Below are 18,291 nucleotides of genomic sequence, written 5' to 3' on the forward strand. Positions count from 1 at the left end.
GTCCCGCCCGTCCAAAAAGGACGGGCGGGACGCCCATCCCACAATAACAATTAAAATTGTAAGTTATTTAATTCGCGCTCCTAACAACACAGAATACGCACTTTCTCTTAGTCCGCTTGGAGTGGACTTCGTTTGACAAGGAGCGGTTTCAACCGCCGAGTGATGCGCTCATTCAATACCCAGATACCCGACTTCTTCAAGAAATCGGGTATCTAAAGGGACTACTTATCTACTTATTTTTCTGCTGAGTCTTCGCTTGTTCGATCGCAATTTCCCTCACAGCTTGGAAAGAGTTCAAATTCGATGCTCCCTCAATCGCCTTCACTGCCAAATCTTGAACCTGTTTCAAAGCAGAATCCAGTTGTTTCGACAAGCTAGCAAGGCGCGCATCTTGATTTTGAATTGTCTGCAACATCCCTTGAATTTGCAGTTCATAATTTTGCTTTTGCCCTTCGATATCTTTAGCAGACAAATCAGCCTTAACTTTAGCTTGATAATTGCCAATATTGCGGCCGTTATCTTTCCCGTTCTTGATATTAGCTTCCAGTTCTTTCGGAAAAGCTTCTACCTTAGCTTTAACCTCAGCATAAAGTTTTTCTCGTTCCGAAATAGATTTTTCGCGTTCCGCCCACTGTTTCTCCTGTTCTTGCTGAAACTCTTCGATTTCTTGATACAGCCTTTTCTGGCGCTGTTCGTATTCTTCGATGTCCAAATTTCGCTGAAGATTCAAATCATAATCATACAACTCTTCATCCCGCTCACGAGCTTTTTGGTGATTCTCATTGCGTTCTTTAACGGCCAACTTTTGCAGTTCCTGCTCTTTTTCCCAAGCTTGCCGACGTTCCAACAATTCCTGTTCAACAGTTTCGCGCTGTTCGCTGAGTTCGCCAGCAAAAGTTTTCGCGCTTTCTTCGTACTGTTGAATTAAATTGTCCAGCGTATCTTCTGCAACATCTTCTAAACTGTGCAACTCTTGCAGTTGTTGAATTTCCTCGCCCACAGTGCGCCGCAATTCTTCCACTTTAGCAGCTTCCGAAGTTAACTTTTCAGACAACTCACTGACAGCGCCACCAAAGCCAAATTGCAGCAAAATCAAATTATCAATTGTGGACTGCATTTTTTGTTGATTTTGAGTTAAAGCCATTGGTTTTTGTGCCTCCACAATAGGTTTTTCTGGGGCTGCTGTTTGCTTTTGGGAAGCGTTTAGCTGTTGGATTTGCGATTCTAGCTGCGCTTTTTCTTGCGCTGCTTCCTTGTACGCTTCTAAGATTTCAGCCTTGGTGCTTTTGTCGCTAACTTTTTTGTTCATGACTTTTCATTTCTTAATAGCGTGGAAAATTTCTGTCATTTTTTCGTAAGGTGGGCATTGCACACCCTACTGCGTTTTAAGCTTTGCTGGCAAAAGCTTTCATTGCCAAATCTTGCGCTTGCTTCATAGTGGCTTGCAGTTGCGCGGAAATTTCGGCAATTTGTTCGGTTTGTCGCTCAATTGTCTGCTGTAGAGATTGCGCTTTCAATTCATATCCTTGCTTAGTGCTTTCCCATTCTTTCTCCACTAAATCTGCCTTGACTTTAGCTTCGCGGGAAACTTCTTGAATTGCTTCTTCTTTGGCTTTGACATAAGCCTGTTTGAGTTCTTCTTCAAATCCGGCGGCTTTCTTTTGATTTGCTTCAAACTCCGCTTGATTGTCGCTGAGGACTTTTTCCCGTTCCACCCAATTTTTCTCTTTTTCGCGAGTAGATTCTTGCAAGTCCCGTTCTAGTTTGCGCTTCGTTTCTTCGTATTCGTCGGTTTCGATTTTGCGGGTGCGCTGTAATTCGTATTGATAATCGGCTGTTTCTTCCTGGCGATTTTTAGTTATGAGTGCAGCCTCTTCTTGAACTACTGCCTCGAATTGTTGCTGTTCTTTTTCCCAAGCCTTGCGTTTTTGGGTCGTGTCTTTTTCGATCAGTTCGCGTTGGTTAGTCGCGTTTTGTTCCAGCAGGGTCAATTTTTCTCGGTGCTCTTGAGTTAAAATGTGGAGGGCGTCTGCTACAACTCTAATTTGCTGCAACTCTTGCAATTGTTCGGCTTCTATTTCTATCGCGCGTTTTAATTCGTCTAATTTGGAAGATTCCGCCTTCAGTTTTTCGGAAAGTCCGCTGATGATGCTGCCGAAATCTAATTGCAAGTCGGCCAAGCCTTTGACGATGCTGTCAATTGTGTAGGTAGAAGCGACTTCGAGGAGTTGTTTGTTTTTGGCTTTTTCGGCTGACTGTTCTTTGGTTTCGACTTTGGATTCTATCTTTTTTTTGTCTGCTAAAATCTGCTGAAAGTTTTGCAAAATTTGGGTTTTGCTATCCTTGGCAGTTGCTATTGTCATAATGTTTGCTTCTCCTGATTCTAAGTTTTCGAGATTTTTTAGTGAAACGTTTTCAGTTATTCAAAGTTGCGGAGTTGGCTGAGAATGGCTTGGTACTTCCTGGCTGCGTCGGGTTTTTCTTCGGGATTGGCGCTGGCTAGAGTTCTGAGAAGTTTCCAGCAGCGATCGCACCGATTACCTTCCCAGCAGGCGCACTCATCAATTATACTCAAAAGTGTGCCTTTTAGCAATTGATTTTCGGCTAACAAAGCTCGGTAATTCCGCTGGACTGATTCGGCTACTAAAGTCATGTGCTGGAAGTCTTCGGTGAGACTTTCGATGTCGTTAACTGCATCAGTCCGAATTTGGTCTAGCAGCTCAAGATTCTCTCTCAAACGACTTTCTTGCAGGTTTGGTTTGGTTTTCAGCTTGGTTAATTTCTTCATTTCACTCTGTTGTAACAGTTATGGTAAAGGCGCGATTTACTCGCGCCTTTACAACAAAATTAGAACAAGTCAGCAGTTAATTGCTCTTCGGCTGGCGACAACGACATAGCGCTGTTAGAATTCAAAGCCCTAGCATCGCTTTCACCGCTAGCGTGAGCAGCCATCAAGCGCGCAACTTCCTGGGGAGGGAGATTATCCAAACACACCATTTGCCGCGTTCCTTCTAAATCGATCATCCGAGATTGATTGCTCATATCGGACAAAATTGCTGCTGCTTGGTCGATAATTGCCCAGTTGCTACGCTCCATCCACGACCATTTTAAACTGTAATAATTGATTGGTTTAACGAATCCGCTGTCGTCTGGTTTTTCACCGGAATGCTGGGTAAATTCGGGAATGAAAATACCTGTAGCAGGCTCTACTCCGCGAGATTGAACTGAGGCAACTAACCCGTTAAAATCGTTCAAACTGCGGTTTTTGATGTATGTGACCATGACAACTCCTTGCGGCAATTCGCCAGTTTCTGCGACAAACCACAGTTGACCCCACAATGTGTGCGAAGTTTGACCTAAACTGCCGAAGAATTTGGAGAATTTGAGGATTGTCATGGAACATTTGGAACCGTAGTCGGTGTCGCCGATCGCCCATTGGCCAATCTGACAGTTATTGCGGACGGCGATCGGGATTTCTGGTACTAGCAAAGCATTGCTCGGTTTGGCACCAAATACTGAAAATGTAGGTCTTTCTTGTGTTTTAGTAGTCATTGTTCGTTTTTCCTTAGTTATTGATTTATGTTCTGACAATTAGGAATCGGTAATTGGGAATTGGGAACTCACAACAATCGAATTATTTTTCTTCCTTCTTCCTTCTTCCTTCTTCCTTCTTCCTTCTTCCTTCGATTACCGAATCAGATGTGTTGTCGCTTTTGGTTCGGGATAGGTATACTCAAGCATCGCCTCTTGTTGAGCTTTGATAATCCGCAGCGCGGCGAGCAAATGCTCTAATGTTTCTAGGTGCGCTGGGGTGAAGTGGATGCTGAAGCCTTCGCCATCCCGCGCGTAGCCGGGACAAACCAGTGAGGCTGAGCTTTGTTCTTCGTGGGTGGCGATGTATAGCCAGTCATCGTCTTCGAGCTTGTAATGCGTGTCTGTCCAGGTTCTCAGCATTTGCGATCTGCTCCTCCTTATTTGCTGCGTACAAGCGTTTTGACGCCCAGCGCTTCTCACTCCTCTGAAGTTGACGACGCTATATGTAGCGTGTTTGCTGGGATAATTTGCATTTTTAACCCTACCAGTCAGGCTCTACGGGTTGATTAAACCGTCAACTAACCTCATGGTAGCGTGGGTTGATTTTCCCGTCAAGTATTTTGTTGAACTTTTCATCAAAACAGGCTAGAATGCTTGTCAGGAGGCAAAAAACCGTGGAACAAACATTTGGAAGACTGATCCGTCAAGCTCGCAAGGACAAAGCTTACTCACAACGTGAGCTAGCAGCTATGCTAAGTGTGGACTTTACTTATTTGTCGAAGTTGGAGAACGATCGAGCGGATTATGCGCCAAAAGAGGACGTAATCCGAGCATTAGCGCGAAATCTAGACATAAACGAAGAGGAATTGATTTTCTTGGCGGGGAGACTACCGCAGCAGTACGAAGCGCTGCTGAAGCAGAATCCGAAGGAAATGCAGGCTCTTTTCCGCCGGATGCAAGAAAATCCAGATTGGCTCAAACAGTCTTTTGAAGCGTAAGAGAGGCCCCTCATAGTGAGTATTTTTAAGCCGTATTGCTTCTATCCCAAAGAAACGATCGAGCGTTTGGCAAATGACATCTTGATGCAGATGCAGAAAACGCAAAATTTTGCTCCGAGATGGCCTTTTGATGCGACAACGGTTGCTGATTTTCTGGATTTAGGCGTAGTTTGGGAGTGCATTGAGCCGGATGAAGAAGGTGCGATCGCGGCGAGGATTTTGCCGCAGCAGCGGTTAATCGAAATCAACGAACAGATTCTCGAAAAACCCCCAGGCTTCATCGAATCGACGATCGCCCACGAAATCGGCCACTGGGTGCTACACGTCAATCAAGACGAAGCAGACGGCACTGTCGAACAGTTGGAATTAAACTTAGGGAATCAAGGAAAAACCGCCCAAGATGTCGAGGAACCGTTTGTTTGTCGGGGTGCGAGTGCTGATAATAAGGTTTTGTCGATCGAATGGCAAGCGCAATATTTTGCAAGCTGTTTGTTGATGCCTCGGTGTATTTTGGAGGAAAAAAGACAGGGACGCGATTTAACTAAGTGGTCGCATTTATACAAAATGAGAGATGAATTGGGAGTGAGCATTTCCAATTTGACAAATCGCTTGCAAGAATTCGATTGGATTTACATTCCCAAGGGAACTCGCGAGATTTATGCCGGGAAAGATGCCGCAAACGGACAGCAGCGGTTGTTTGGATAAAAGTGCGATCTAATTGGAGGTTTGAGATTTGGAAGAGATTCTCTAATCTCAAATCTTTAAAATTAATTTCTAATTAAGTTACATTTTATGCTCACCAATATTGAAATCCTGCTGGCAGCTTGTGAGGAATTAAGTATACCTTACGAAATCCTGCATCCTTCCCAAAACTTGATTAGACTCAAACAGGGTGGCGAAGAATATTATTTTGTCAATTACATGACGCCATTTAACAGTGCGTCAGTAGCAGAAATTTTTAAAGACAAAGAATATACCTATCAACTATTAAACGGCAAAATAAATACTCCCAGAACTCTCGGTTTTGTCTCGCCTCACTGCGAGGAGAAGTATAAAAAGTATTTGACTTTCCCAGATATTGAATCAATACTTTTAGAAATAAACAAAAAGTTCGCTTACCCGGTGATTCTCAAAAAAAATCGCGGTGCTGGTGGCAACAATGTTTTTTTGTGTGAAACTAGAGAGCAAATTAAAGAAGCCCTAGAAATTATATTTAACGTCAACAGCAAAGATTATGACTATGTTGCGCTAGCTCAAGAATATATCGAAATTGCCCACGAATATCGGGCTGTATTCTGCAAAGAAAAGCTAGTTTTGCTGTACGAGAAAGACAAATCTCAGGCTAAATTTGCGGGGAATTTAAGCCCGCTGCACTGGGAAGGTGCAAAAGCCAAACATATAATTAACCCCAATCTCATGTCGGAGATTGAAGATTTTGTTAAACCTGTTTTTGCAGAAATGGCGATTAATTATGCTGGGTTTGACATCGCGCTAGATACAAAAGGAGAATATTGGTTAATTGAAATTAACTCAAGCCCCAATTACGATATATTTGTGAGAGATAACGATCGCCAAATTGTGGTAACAATGTTTAAAGGCATTCTGGAAACCTTGATTGTTAACAAAAAGCCGTAAATGCTCGATTTGAATGTACTTGATCGTATGTAGATGAATGTGGTGTAAGCTGTAGATTAGCTGAAAGGCTTTAAGCGAAATAGGTTTCAGCCAATAACTTAAAATTCACATTTATTAATTTAATGTAGCCATCCATGAAAGTCGAGCTATCTTGTAACAATTCTGAATCATCAGGTAGGTAGCTAGGGAGCCAAAAGCTACTCCGAATACTCAAATTACTGTATTGATCCTTTCTCTTCTCTAAAGTCTTTTGGAGCAAGTGCTCATAGACAAACTGTTTACGGATACTTCTACGTTTAATTTCTTCAATTTTGTTTGGATCTCGGAAGTATTTAGTGTCTAAGTATTTGATGTCGATTATTTCACAAAAACCTTCATTTTCCGTGAAAAGTTTTTGAATAAAATTATTAAATTTTTCCTTCATTTTTTCAACAGTTATATTTTTTGTTCCATCCCTCAAAAGCGAGACTTGAAAAATATTAAATTTTGGATCATTATAGAGAGGCCCAGAAAATACACCCAAGCCTTCAAGAATTTCTTTATAAAATCTATCCCAGTCGGTAATGTGGTTTTTTAGGGCTAAATAAAAGACATGATTAAAGTAATCCATCTTATGGAGATATTCGGAATCAAGCGCAGAAGAAATTTCCCAAAATGAGTAGAAAATATTGTGATTGTGTAACGGAGCATCAATAATCATACACCCCTTGTCGTCAAGCTGATAGAATTCCTGTAATTTTTTAAAAGTATGATCAGACCCTTGGCCAATATAACAAACTTTCGGCCGAAAGTCATTATTATCAATAATGCCATTGATGGTGGTTTTATAGCCGTTATCATCCCAATTATTCTCAGACACTTTATAAGTCTTCTCACCCTTGATTTTATGGGTAATCAAAGTTAGTACGACCGCATCGGGCTTCAGTAAAGAACCATTTATATTGAAAGTCTTTGATAAATTAATGAGCTTAGCAGATGATTTTGCTCTTTCCACGGTTCTAGAACTTAGATAGCGATCATCTAAGTGCAGAAGCAATGAGGGATCGACTATTTGTACTAGATGAGTCAAACACATCGACTCCCAGACACTATGAAAATTTTTAATTCCCCAAATTTCACCATTTTCTACTTGATGCCAATCGCCATAAAGAAATAACTTGATTGCTTCGTAATACTGCCAATAATCAGCATCTTTTATGGGTGTGTTATGGTCAATTGTTTCTAAGGCATCCTTAAGTATATCTAAAACCTGCTCATAACTCTGTTCATCAAAAAGACTGTCTTGATTTCCGAGATGGTGCTGACGAAATCGCTCAGCTAATGCTGTAATTTCAGCATTTACTACCTCTCCAAGTTGCTGCTTAATCTCGCAAAAGAGATAGCAATACATCGTGACAATATCAGTAGATTCAAACTGCATTACTCGTCGGGGAAGTAGCATTTCATCGACATAAGCTGCATGATTAGGTAAATACACAGCTTGGTGTAAGTATTTATGAATCTGGCTGACATCAAACTTGTTACTTTTGCCCAATCGATAAGCAAGGGCTAAAATTTTGGGTTCCTCATAAGCCTTCAAAAAGTGAGTAATAATGTCCAGCTTCGAGTAAAATATATTTTCTGAATCGTCTTCCTCACCTTCGATTTCAGAACCCCGATGACTGTTAATTACACCATCACGATCCTGGGTGCCCAACTCACCAATATCATCTATATAACCTTTCTCAATACAGATTTCTTTAAAAGTGCCGAAAATTTTATAGAGTAGGAAAAACAAATCTCGTTTACCTACGAATGTGTCAAGCTCAGATAGTCGAGCATCAAACCCTTTAGGTAGATAAAAGTACAGTTCGTCATCTTGCTTTTGAATGCCAACAAACGAGTAATTATCGGGGACTTTTAACTTTAAGGAATTGAAGTTAATCATAATTTGCAAATCCTAAAAAAACTATTTTTTACCCAGCTCACCTACTTTCCTCATAAATTCTGGCATCAAATCTAGAAAGTCTGAATATGCTGTTAATTTTACCGCCTTATCTGACTCCGATAAAAACTCCTCTATGGGTCGTTTATCTCTCGCAAATACACTATCCCAAAGATAAAACATTAATTTATCTTTTACTTGCTCAAGATCGACTTGATTGTCTTCTGGTTTTATGAACCACCAACCAATTTGTTTATCTTCAATCCGCCGAATCACCTGATGATTTGATTTAATCAATTCATTAATTCCCAGAATATAATCTGACCATGCTCCTTGTGACTTACCATTAATTATTAACTCCACATCTCCCAATTTTTCTGGAACAGATGTGTCTCTTACTGGAGCCTTAACATATTCCCAGTCCCACCGCCGCTTAAAGGCACTATCGAGGTAGTAAATTGATTCATCCGAAGTGTTAATTGTCGCGAGAATAGACAAGTTATGTGGAATATTAATTCGACGTTGCTGTAGAAGGCTAAATACTCTACTACCATCAGGATTTTCTGAGGCTAATTCATCTTTTTTTAGTTTACAAAAATCTTCACAAGGTCTTTTAGTGTTTTCTTCTTTAATTTCAATTGTTCCATCTTGAATGATTGGCTTTAGATCCATTGCTTCCAGTAAGCCAACTAACTCCATTTCAGAAATATCGACTTCATAACTCGACCAGCCATCACTTTCGCGATCTAGCAACTGAAATACCGTACCAAAAATAGCTGCCGCATTTCCTCGATTTAATTCATCAATTACGAGCAAGTAATGGTCTTTCTTGCCATCAATTAAACCTTGGTATGCCATTCCCAAAATGCGAATAAAATGCCCTGGATAAAATTTATAAATAACTGAGTTGCCTTGAGTGAGGGGCAACAATTTCCCCATAAAATCAGCATAAGTGTACTCTGGATGAAACACTGTCTTGACAGTGTGAGTAGTGTCATCCAATGGAATTCCTAATTTATCTCTAGCAATTTCCCGAATCTGGTAGCTTTTTCCAGTCCCTGGGCTACCGAAGAGAATCTTTTGAATCGGCTTAATGTTTTCAGGCATTAGGGCTATCTAGTATTAATTTCAATATTTTACTGCAAAAATTATAACATACTCTCTTTAGCCAGATCGAAAAATACTTTCATTAGCCTGAAATTTGATGCAGGAAGGGGCGATCGCACTTCTTCACACGCTAAAATAAACTTAGTCACAATTCCATCTAAAAAGTTACAACACAACTGTTAGAAGTAGAGGAAAAGCTTGCGGAGGTGCGTGAGTGCAAATAGTCTCATCATCTAGATTCAAATATTTATTGCTCTCACGCACCCTACAGCTACAAACTTTATATCACATTCTTTCTAACACCTTAATCCCCAACAACTCCAAACCCAATTTCAAAGTCCTCGCCGTCAAATCGCACAAAATTAACCGCGAAGTCCGCAACGGTTCCTCAGATTTCAACACCTGACACTGTTCGTAAAATTGATTGTATTTTTGACTCAATTCAAACAAATACTGACAAATCCGATTCGGCAACAAATCACCCTCAACAGCATTTATCACTTCACTAAATTGCAATAAATGCTTGGCTAAAACTAACTCCGCATCCGAATGCAAAATTACTTTCGCACTAGCATCTAAATTCTCGAAATCAATCTCACCTTTGCGGCTAATTCCGTGCACGCGCGCGCAAACATAGAGCATATAAGGTGCTGTATTTCCTTTCAAATCCAGCATCTTATCGTAACTAAAAGTGTAATTGCTCGCCCGGTTTTGACTTAAATCGGCATACTTAACCGCACTCAAACCAATTACTCGACCTACGTTAGCTATAAACTCTTCATTTTCGTGTCTTTTCTCATCTTCCAATCTGTCTTCCAAATCTTTGGTGGCCCGGACGATCGCCTCATCTAACAAATCTTGCAGCCGCACCGTTTCCCCAGAACGAGTTTTGAGTTTTTTGCCGTCTTCTCCCAATACCAAACCGAAGGGAATGTGGACAATTTCGACATCTTCAGGAATCCAACCGGCTTTTCTGGCTACTGCAAATACTTGGGCAAAATGGTTGGCTTGTCCTGAATCTGTGACGTAAATTATGCGCTTTGCATTGTCTTTTTGGATGCGGTAGCGCACTGCTGCTAAATCTGTTGTGGCGTAGTTGTATCCGCCGTCGGTTTTTTGGACGATTAGTGGCAGCGGTTCGCCTTCTTTGTTGGTGAAACCGTCTACAAAAACGCATTTCGCGCCGTCACTTTCTACTAACAAACCTAAGTTGGTTAAATCTTCGACTACTGCGGGCAATAAGGGATTGTAAAACGATTCGCCGCGTTCGGTTAATTGGATATCGAGCAAATCGTATATTACTTGAAATTCGCGGCGGGATTGATCGCACAGCAATTTCCAAGCGCGGCGGGTGTCTTCGGCGCCTGCTTGCAGTTTTACTACTTCTTGGCGGGCGGTTTCTTTGAAGGTTTCGTCTGCGTCAAAGCGCTGTTTTGCTTGGCGGTAAAATGCGACTAAATCGCCTAAGTCTAAGGCGTCAGCGGTTGTGAGGGCTTCGGGGTGAACTTCGCGCAAATATGCGATCAGCATTCCGAATTGGGTGCCCCAGTCGCCGATGTGGTTGATTCTGAGTACGTCGTGGCCTTGAAATTCGAGGATGCGGGCGATCGCATCTCCGATGATTGTCGATCGCAAGTGTCCGACGTGCATTTCTTTGGCTATATTCGGACTCGAAAAGTCGATCGCGATTGTCTGAGGCGTTTTCGCCGGTTCAATCCCCAAACGCGAGTCGCCGGCGATCACACTAATTTGCGCTTCCAAATAAGCGGGTTTCAGCTTCAAATTGATAAAACCGGGCCCGGCGATTTCTGGGGTTTCGCAGATGTCGGTAATATCTAGATTTTCGATGATTGTCGAGGCGATCGTCCGTGGGGGCTTTCCTAACTTTTTCCCCAAACTCATCGCCGCGTTGCACTGAAAGTCCCCAAAGTTGGGATTGCTGGCGGCGGCTAGCATCGGATCTGCACCTGCATAACTTTCGCCGAATGCAGCGGTGAATGCTTTTTCAAATTTTGCTTTTAACTGTTGAGCGATCGAGTTCATCTTGAATATTTTGATTGGATGTTTATTTTAAACTCTAGATTAAGCACTTTTTGCCAATAATACTCTTATTACTTAGGTAATTTCCCTCTGGTTCTCTCCCTCTGGCCCTCTCCCCCTTTCCTCACCTACTAGGAAATTTTGTACTTAGCTTTGAGCTGCTGATGCGATCAAAATCACTGGCCGTGATAGCACAGAGTACATTTTATCACAGTTGCGATCGCTACACAAATTTAAAATTATCACATCTAGCCACTGATCTCGATCGCTAGATCATTTTGTTAAATCGCTTACATTAAGGTATGTTAAAATTTTTTCAATGCTCCCAAAAATCCTACGAAAGGAAGTAGTTATGTTATCTCAACCAATTTTTGGCGATCGCTCTCTGACAATCGCCTTTTATCAAGCAGTAATCGCTCGCTTCTACGACGGTTTCAGTCTCTCCGCCCAAGCACTATTACGAGAGTGTACCCTTGGCTTCGCTCCTTGTCCCGATGGAGTCAAAACCTTTTTCATCATCGCGCCGAGTCTCGATGCAGCAGAGCAACTAATGGAAAAAATGGACAGTATTTTGGAGCGAGTTGCCGAACTCATGGCAGGAGTCGGACAAGTTGCCCTGTGCATAGTTCCTCCCGGCAGCGAGGCAGAGCAATCGGTCGATCTGCAAGACTTAGAAAAAGTTCCCCCAGATTGTCTGGCTTGCAAATTCTTTACAATTATATGGGCCGATGCTGCGGCCGATCGGTAAAATTGACAGTTAGCAACCAGCAACTCAACACGATTCGGCCCAAGCTGTGCTCGTGGTGGCGCGGGGTAGATTGTCTGTTAGTTACAATCCCTGGAATTATCGGGCAAAGCGTGCAGGTAATTTAGAGCGTTTGCAAGGTTGCACTCGCAATCTTTGGCAAGTGTTAAATCAGACAAAATATATATCAAAGGCCCGCTTGTCAGTCGCTCAGATTTTTACCTGCCGGCTCAAACAGCCGTGCATCTACTTTTTACATTCCCCATAAAGGCCACCAAAAAGCCGCATCAACTCTCCTGGGTGTCTCGCTTCAAAAGACAGCAGCAGGAATTAGGCGGTATCGCTGGAAAATAGATTTTTGCGAATTATCTGCTGATGTTCAGAATAAGCAGAAATATTCTCAAAAATAGATAAGACTTCCGCCAGTTAACCTCAGAAATCCGGTTTCTACCCCCGCGCTTCATATTCGCGGTTCGCTGGGAAATTGACAGAAAATAGACTGTTTGTGGGAGAGTCAATCAATTTTAGATTTTAGATTTTAGATTTTAGATTGACTTGCGCGAGATAAATGCTCTTTCTTGAGGATTTTTGATTTTCGATTTGGGATTGATTCCACGGATAAATCACGTGGCGGGTACCACCTTTGAAATTCCTGGTCACCAGCTAGAAACAGAGCAAAGCTTTACTCAAAAAAAGAGCTGTTTTCCAGCCACACCCCTGACAGTGCAGAGCGATCGTACCACAGGCTCATAGAATTTGTTAAAAATTTTAGTTAAAAATTTGAATTATTAAATTTTATGCCTAACATTGGGGATAAAATCTAAGATTGAAATTCTTAAATCTGAAATCAAGGAATCATGGTAAAACTGACACCGAACCCCAGCTTTAGTTTAACAATTCGGGTGGCTCTGCCGAACCAGCCGGGAATGCTGGCAAGAGTCACCAGCGCAATCGCATCTGTCGGCGGCAACTTCGGCCAAATCGACTTGATCGAGCAAACCCGCGCCACTACCGTTCGCGATATCACCGTCGATGCCTCCAGCCTCGAACACAATGAAGAAATAGTGCAAGCAGTGAAAGGACTGCCAGATATCAGAGTGATCGACGTGTACGATCGCACTTTCAACTTGCACCGCGGCGGCAAAATCAGCGTAGTTAGCAAAATTTCCCTCAAACGCCAGTCGGATTTGGCAATGGCATACACTCCAGGAGTGGGCCGCATCTGCACGGCGATCGCCAATGACCCGCAACAAGTTTATAACCTCACAATCAAACAAAATACTGTTGCCATTGTTACCGACGGTAGCGCAGTTTTAGGACTGGGAAACCTCGGCCCTGCCGCCGCACTGCCAGTTATGGAAGGCAAAGCCATGCTATTTAAAGAATTTGCAGGTATTGACGCCTTTCCTATCTGTTTGAATACCCAAGATACCGAGGAAATTATTCGCACAGTGCAGAATATCGCCCCGGTTTTTGGCGGCGTTAACCTCGAAGATATTTCTTCTCCCCGCTGCTTTGAAATCGAAGCAAGATTGCGAGAAACCTTAGATATTCCGATCTTTCACGACGACCAGCACGGCACTGCGATTGTTAGTTTGGCAGCATTAATTAATGCCTTGAAAATCGTCAAAAAAACTATCGCAGAAGTGTGTATCGTGATAAACGGAGCCGGTGCGGCCGGAGTCGCGATCGCCCGGTTGTTGCGTAAAGCAGGTGCCCAAAACATCATCATGTGCGACTCCAAAGGCGTCCTCTCCGAAGACCGCACGGATATGAACCCAGAAAAACTAGAATTTGCCGTGGCTTCGAGCGGTACTTTGGAAGATGCGATCGCCGGTGCCGATGTATTTTTAGGCGTCAGCGCCCCCGGCGTAGTCACCCGATCCATGGTGCGTTCGATGGCCGAAAATCCCATTGTTTTTGCAATGGCAAATCCCATTCCCGAAATTCAGCCAGAATTAATTATGGAAGATGCGGCGATCATAGCAACCGGACGCAGCGATTACCCGAATCAAATTAACAATGTTTTGGCATTTCCGGGGATATTTCGAGGCGCTTTGGACTGCAAAGCTGCCACGATTACGCCCACTATGTACTTGGAAGCAGCTTATGCGATCGCCTCTTTAGTCAGTCCTTCCCAGCTTGACAAAGAGCACATTATACCGTCGGTTTTTGACGAAAGAGTTGCCATTGCTGTCGCCGGTGCAGTGCAGTTGGCTGCCCGATCCGAAGGTATTGCCCGCGATTAATTGAAGGAAGAAGGAAGTCTTCCTTCTTCCTTCTTCTCTCTTGCTTAATGAAGCATAAAAGTCACAGCAATAAACAAGATAATAAAGATATAATTAAATAAACCAAGTCCAGCTAGGTCAGATGCAAAGCCAGTTAGGAAAAGCCAAGCGCAATCGCTCCCGTTGCCAATTGTTAGAACTGTGCCCTATCGGGCTGGCATTGTGCCGGACGGACGGGACTTTTCTCGACGTAAATCCAGCTTTTGCAAGTATTATCGGCCGCACAGTTGCAGAAACTCTCCACCTCAACTACTGGGAAATTCAGCAAACACAGTGCGCGGGTCCAGAAAAATATCTAGAATGTCAAGCAAAAAATAGCCACACGCACCTGTGCGAAGCAGCATACAAACATAAAAACCAGCATCTCGTACCCGTGCGAGTTTCCGAGCGGGCAATTGAAACAGAGGGACAGTGCGCGATTTGGCTAAGTGTTGAAGAAATCTTTAATAATCGGGATCAAAATAGCGCTCCCCTGGAATCAGCGCCCCCGCAAGGCAATTCACATCTGGAAAAATTGCTGACAAAGCAGACTGCGGAACTGGAAAAAACTCAGAAACTACTCGAAGAAAAAATCGCCGAACTGGAACAGGCTCAAGAAAAATTGCGTCTCCAAAGTCAAATTATCGACCAAATTCACGAAGCGGTGATTTCTACAGATATGGACGGCTCGATTACCATTTGGAATCAAGCCTGCCAAAAGTTATACGGCTATGAAGCAACTGAGGCTATCGGACAGCACGTTTCTTTAATTTACCCGCCAGAACAGCACGAATTTTTGTTAGAGCAAGTCATCAAACCGCTACAAGAAAAAGGCGATCATGAAATTGAAGTTATCACACGCCGTAAATCTGGAGAAAAATTTTCCTCGCACCTGATGCTCTCGCTATTGAAAGACCAAACTGGAGAAGTTGTGGGGATGATTGGCTCTTTAACAGATCTCAGCATTTGCAAAGCTTTAGAACAAGAATTAGCACAGAGACAATCACTATTTGATGCCTTTTTGAAGGAAGCGCCGGCGGGACTTTGTATTTTGGACTCGCAATTGCGCTACGTGCAAATTAATCAATTTCTAGCAGAAATAAATTGCTTGAGTCCCGCAGAACACATCGGCAAGACGGTACGCGAAATATTGCCGAATATGGCTCCAATAATAGAGCCTTTGTACGAAGAAATTTTGAGAAAAAAACAACCATTAATTAATATTGAGATGAGTGGTGACAATCCCAGAAAGCCTGGGTTTGTCCGACACCTGACAGGCTCTTATTTTCCATTGCTAGACAAAGATGGCGAGGCTCTCGGCATCGGTGCAGTCGTAGTTGACATTAGCGATCGCAAACAAGCAGAAGCTGCGCTGCAAAAAAGCGAACAGCTTTACCGCACTATGGCAAGCAACTTTCCTAACGGTGCGGTGATGTTGTTCGATCGAGAAATGCGCTACACGCTGGTAGAAGGTACAGAACTAGCCGCGGTGGGGCTTTCCAAAGAGTTGATGGAAGGCAAGACAATCTGGGAAGTATTCGAGCCAGATTTTTGCGCTGCTGTCGAGCCAAATTATCGGGCGGCACTGGCAGGAGAAACAGTTGTTACAGAATTTATTTACAGCGATCGCATCTACCTCGGTTATACTTTGCCAGTCAGAAACGAACGGCAAGAAATTATCGGCGGTTTGCTAATGACTCAAAACATTACGGCTCGCCAATTAGCAGAAGAAGCGCTTAGGGAAAGCGAGGACAAATACAGGTGCATTGTCGAGACAGCAGACGAAGGAATTTGGATGATAGATACGGATGGTAAAACTACTTTTGTCAACCAAAAAATGGCCGATATGCTCGGCTGCACTCCAGAGGAAATGATCGGGGAGTCGCTATTTGCTTTCATGGATGCAGAAGGCATGGCGATCGCACAAATCAGTCTCAAACGCCGCCGTGAAGGAATTCGCGAACAGCTCGATTTTAAGTTCCGTAGCCGAGACGGCAGGGACTTGTGGGCGATGGTTTCTACTAATTCCTTGGCAGACAAACAGGGACGCTATGTGGGCGCTTTGGCAATGGTTGCCGACATTACCGATCGCAAGCAAACAGAAGCCGCATTGCAGCAGTCGGAAGCCAAATTTCGATCGCTCTACGAATTAACCAGTTTGCCTGTTTTTATGTTATGTGACAATGCCATCACCGATGCCAACACAGCCACCCTAAAACTATTCGGCTGCACCGCCCCGCAAGAGTTGTACGGTCAAAACCCTGGCAAACTCTCGCCTCCTTTGCAACCCAACGGCAGAGATTCTTTGAGCTTGGCCCACGACATGATAGCCATCGCCTTTGAGCGGGGAAAGCACCGTTTTGATTGGGTTCATCAGCGCTTAGACGGTACTGATTTTCCCGCAGAAGTGGTGCTGACAATCATCGAGGTGGGAAATGAAAAAATTATCCAAGGAGTGATCCAAGATTTAACCGATCGCAAACTTGCAGAAGAAACTTTAGTGCGATCGGAACAAGCGCTTAGACAACAAGCTCAGCGAGAACTACTGCTCAATCAAATTGCCAACCAAATCCGCACTTCTTTAGATTTAGACACAATTGTAGAAACCGCCGTTCAAGAAATTCGCAATCTGATGCACCTAGATTGGTGCATCTTCACTTGGTATCGCCCCAACAACAATCCTCCGGTTTGGGAAGTAACTTACGAAGCGAAGAATGCAGATTTGCCGAGTATGCTTGGCACTTATCCTGTAGACGACAAATCTAGTCTCGCAGTGCGACAGATTTTGCGGCGAGAAATTCTGCGAATTGATGATGTCAGCACTTTTGAAGATGTAGAATTGCGCGAACTTTTCCAGGCTTCAAATTTTAACTCAGTGCTGTCGCTGCCAATTCATACTGCGGCAGGCGATATTGGGGTGATTACCTGCTATCAGGCTATCTCCGTGCGAAATTGGAGCGAATCGGAAGTCGAACTGATGCAAGCGGTGGTCGCTCAAATTGCGATCGCGATCGACCACGCCGAACTTTACACCCAAACCCGCCAAGCAGCCCGACTAGCTCAAGCTCAAACTCAACAGCTAGAAGAAACCTTGCGCGAACTCCAACGTACCCAAACTCAATTAATTCAAAGTGAAAAAATGTCGAGTTTGGGACAGTTAGTAGCAGGTGTCGCCCACGAAATTAACAACCCGGTTAATTTTATCTATGGCAATCTCACCTACACCAGCGAATACACTCAAAACTTGTTAAAAATGCTGCGACTTTACCAGAAGGAATACCCGCAGCCTAGCGCAAGAATTGTAGATGCAAGGGAAGACTTGGAAATTGATTATCTTATTGAAGATTTACCTAAAATTTTAGCATCTATGAAAGTCGGAGCCGATCGCATCCGCGACATAGTTTTGAGCCTGCGAACTTTTTCAAGACTTGACGAAGCCGAAAAGAAACAAGTTGACATTCACGAAGGCATTGAAAGCACGCTGCTGATTTTGCAAAACCGCCTCAAACATAAAGCCGATCACCCGACAATTAATGTGATTAAAGAATACGGTAATTTGCCTTTAGTTGAATGTTATCCCGGTCAGTTAAATCAAGTATTTATGAATTTGTTAAGCAATGCGCTAGACGCATTGGAAATGGAGATAAAGGACTCCAATCGCACCGACACAAATCTCGCAATTACGATTCGCACCCAAGTAACCGACAATAACAGCGTTGCCATCTGGATAGCTGACAGCGGCCCTGGGATGAGCGAAGATGTGCAAAAGCGCTTGTTTGACCCGTTTTTCACTACTAAACCCATTGGTAAAGGAACTGGCTTAGGATTGGCGATTTCCCACTCTATTATAGTAGAAAAACACGGTGGCAAGCTTTCTTGCAATTCTGTATTGGGAGAAGGTTCCGAATTTGCGATCGAGATTCCTCTGCAGCAAAAAATAAATTAAACTTAGCGTGTAATTTTTAGTAAGGAATGAGAATTAAATAACTTCCACAATTTTGTGGGATGGGCGTCCCGCCCGTCCTTTTTGGACGGGCGGGA

At 43.3% G+C, this 18,291-nt stretch carries 15 protein-coding genes; 7 read left to right on the plus strand and 8 right to left on the minus strand.

Features of this window, described 5'->3' with window-relative positions; all coding sequences use genetic code 11:
* Positions 1–229: 229 nt before the first annotated feature.
* From QUB24_RS30825 to QUB24_RS30845, 5 genes are all read right to left on the minus strand, one after another.
* Positions 230–1,309, minus strand: coding sequence for a hypothetical protein (locus tag QUB24_RS30825; protein WP_333157372.1), 1,080 nt, complete (start codon positions 1,307–1,309; stop codon positions 230–232).
* Positions 1,310–1,385: 76 nt separating this feature from the next.
* A complete protein-coding gene (locus QUB24_RS30830; RefSeq protein ID WP_333157373.1) occupies positions 1,386–2,363 on the minus strand; it encodes a hypothetical protein in 978 nt (325 codons plus the stop codon).
* Between the two features lie 56 nt (positions 2,364–2,419).
* Entirely contained in the window at positions 2,420–2,788 is a 369-nt protein-coding gene (locus tag QUB24_RS30835; RefSeq protein WP_333157374.1) for a hypothetical protein, read from the minus strand.
* Between the two features lie 59 nt (positions 2,789–2,847).
* Entirely contained in the window at positions 2,848–3,552 is a 705-nt protein-coding gene (locus QUB24_RS30840) for a hypothetical protein (protein WP_333157375.1), read from the minus strand.
* 135 nt (positions 3,553–3,687) lie between these two features.
* The gene (locus QUB24_RS30845; RefSeq protein ID WP_006634886.1) at positions 3,688–3,954 is read right to left on the minus strand and encodes a hypothetical protein; all 267 of its coding nucleotides are present in this window, start codon (positions 3,952–3,954) and stop codon (positions 3,688–3,690) included.
* 254 nt (positions 3,955–4,208) lie between these two features.
* On the opposite strand from QUB24_RS30845, the gene QUB24_RS30850 reads away from it, so the two are divergent.
* The 3 genes from QUB24_RS30850 to QUB24_RS30860 all read left to right on the plus strand — a co-directional run bounded on the left by QUB24_RS30850 (position 4,209) and on the right by QUB24_RS30860 (position 6,167).
* Positions 4,209–4,532, plus strand: a complete 324-nt coding sequence (locus QUB24_RS30850) for a helix-turn-helix domain-containing protein (RefSeq protein ID WP_172189318.1) — start codon at positions 4,209–4,211, stop codon at positions 4,530–4,532.
* Between the two features lie 15 nt (positions 4,533–4,547).
* A complete protein-coding gene (locus tag QUB24_RS30855) occupies positions 4,548–5,237 on the plus strand; it encodes an ImmA/IrrE family metallo-endopeptidase (protein ID WP_333133532.1) in 690 nt (229 codons plus the stop codon).
* An 87-nt stretch (positions 5,238–5,324) separates the two neighbouring features.
* The gene (locus tag QUB24_RS30860) at positions 5,325–6,167 is read left to right on the plus strand and encodes a YheC/YheD family protein (RefSeq protein ID WP_333157376.1); all 843 of its coding nucleotides are present in this window, start codon (positions 5,325–5,327) and stop codon (positions 6,165–6,167) included.
* 70 nt (positions 6,168–6,237) lie between these two features.
* Here the strand turns inward: QUB24_RS30860 and QUB24_RS30865 are convergent, their stop codons facing one another.
* From QUB24_RS30865 to argS, 3 genes are all read right to left on the minus strand, one after another.
* Positions 6,238–8,094 (minus strand): hypothetical protein, encoded by a 1,857-nt coding sequence (locus tag QUB24_RS30865; protein WP_333157377.1) that lies wholly within the window; start codon positions 8,092–8,094, stop codon positions 6,238–6,240.
* A 21-nt stretch (positions 8,095–8,115) separates the two neighbouring features.
* The gene (locus QUB24_RS30870) at positions 8,116–9,198 is read right to left on the minus strand and encodes a restriction endonuclease (protein WP_333157378.1); all 1,083 of its coding nucleotides are present in this window, start codon (positions 9,196–9,198) and stop codon (positions 8,116–8,118) included.
* A gap of 285 nt (positions 9,199–9,483) precedes the next feature.
* Positions 9,484–11,241 carry an arginine--tRNA ligase gene (argS, locus tag QUB24_RS30875; RefSeq protein WP_333157379.1) on the minus strand — a complete coding sequence of 586 codons (1,758 nt, stop codon included), beginning with the start codon at positions 11,239–11,241 and terminating at the stop codon, positions 9,484–9,486.
* A 349-nt stretch (positions 11,242–11,590) separates the two neighbouring features.
* On the opposite strand from argS, the gene QUB24_RS30880 reads away from it, so the two are divergent.
* From QUB24_RS30880 to QUB24_RS30895, 4 genes are all read left to right on the plus strand, one after another.
* Positions 11,591–11,986, plus strand: coding sequence for a hypothetical protein (locus QUB24_RS30880; RefSeq protein ID WP_333157380.1), 396 nt, complete (start codon positions 11,591–11,593; stop codon positions 11,984–11,986).
* Positions 11,987–12,610: 624 nt separating this feature from the next.
* Positions 12,611–12,736, plus strand: coding sequence for a hypothetical protein (locus tag QUB24_RS30885; RefSeq protein ID WP_333157381.1), 126 nt, complete (start codon positions 12,611–12,613; stop codon positions 12,734–12,736).
* Positions 12,737–12,840: 104 nt separating this feature from the next.
* Positions 12,841–14,232 carry a malic enzyme-like NAD(P)-binding protein gene (locus QUB24_RS30890; RefSeq protein WP_333157382.1) on the plus strand — a complete coding sequence of 464 codons (1,392 nt, stop codon included), beginning with the start codon at positions 12,841–12,843 and terminating at the stop codon, positions 14,230–14,232.
* 121 nt (positions 14,233–14,353) lie between these two features.
* Positions 14,354–18,196, plus strand: a complete 3,843-nt coding sequence (locus QUB24_RS30895; RefSeq protein ID WP_333157383.1) for a PAS domain S-box protein — start codon at positions 14,354–14,356, stop codon at positions 18,194–18,196.
* Positions 18,197–18,291: the final 95 nt, after the last annotated feature.

Source organism: Microcoleus sp. B9-D4, assembly GCF_036705105.1.
Taxonomy (GTDB): Bacteria; Cyanobacteriota; Cyanobacteriia; order Cyanobacteriales; family Microcoleaceae; genus Microcoleus.

Coding starts and splice junctions, on each gene's coding strand:
- QUB24_RS30825 (WP_333157372.1), bottom strand. CDS start 1,309: ATGAACAAAAAAGTTAGCGACAAAAGCACCAAGGCTGAAATCTTAGAA.
- QUB24_RS30830 (WP_333157373.1), bottom strand. CDS start 2,363: ATGACAATAGCAACTGCCAAGGATAGCAAAACCCAAATTTTGCAAAAC.
- QUB24_RS30835 (WP_333157374.1), bottom strand. CDS start 2,788: ATGAAGAAATTAACCAAGCTGAAAACCAAACCAAACCTGCAAGAAAGT.
- QUB24_RS30840 (WP_333157375.1), bottom strand. CDS start 3,552: ATGACTACTAAAACACAAGAAAGACCTACATTTTCAGTATTTGGTGCC.
- QUB24_RS30845 (WP_006634886.1), bottom strand. CDS start 3,954: ATGCTGAGAACCTGGACAGACACGCATTACAAGCTCGAAGACGATGAC.
- QUB24_RS30860 (WP_333157376.1), top strand. CDS start 5,325: ATGCTCACCAATATTGAAATCCTGCTGGCAGCTTGTGAGGAATTAAGT.
- QUB24_RS30865 (WP_333157377.1), bottom strand. CDS start 8,094: ATGATTAACTTCAATTCCTTAAAGTTAAAAGTCCCCGATAATTACTCG.
- QUB24_RS30870 (WP_333157378.1), bottom strand. CDS start 9,198: ATGCCTGAAAACATTAAGCCGATTCAAAAGATTCTCTTCGGTAGCCCA.
- argS (WP_333157379.1), bottom strand. CDS start 11,241: ATGAACTCGATCGCTCAACAGTTAAAAGCAAAATTTGAAAAAGCATTC.
- QUB24_RS30880 (WP_333157380.1), top strand. CDS start 11,591: ATGTTATCTCAACCAATTTTTGGCGATCGCTCTCTGACAATCGCCTTT.
- QUB24_RS30890 (WP_333157382.1), top strand. CDS start 12,841: ATGGTAAAACTGACACCGAACCCCAGCTTTAGTTTAACAATTCGGGTG.
- QUB24_RS30895 (WP_333157383.1), top strand. CDS start 14,354: ATGCAAAGCCAGTTAGGAAAAGCCAAGCGCAATCGCTCCCGTTGCCAA.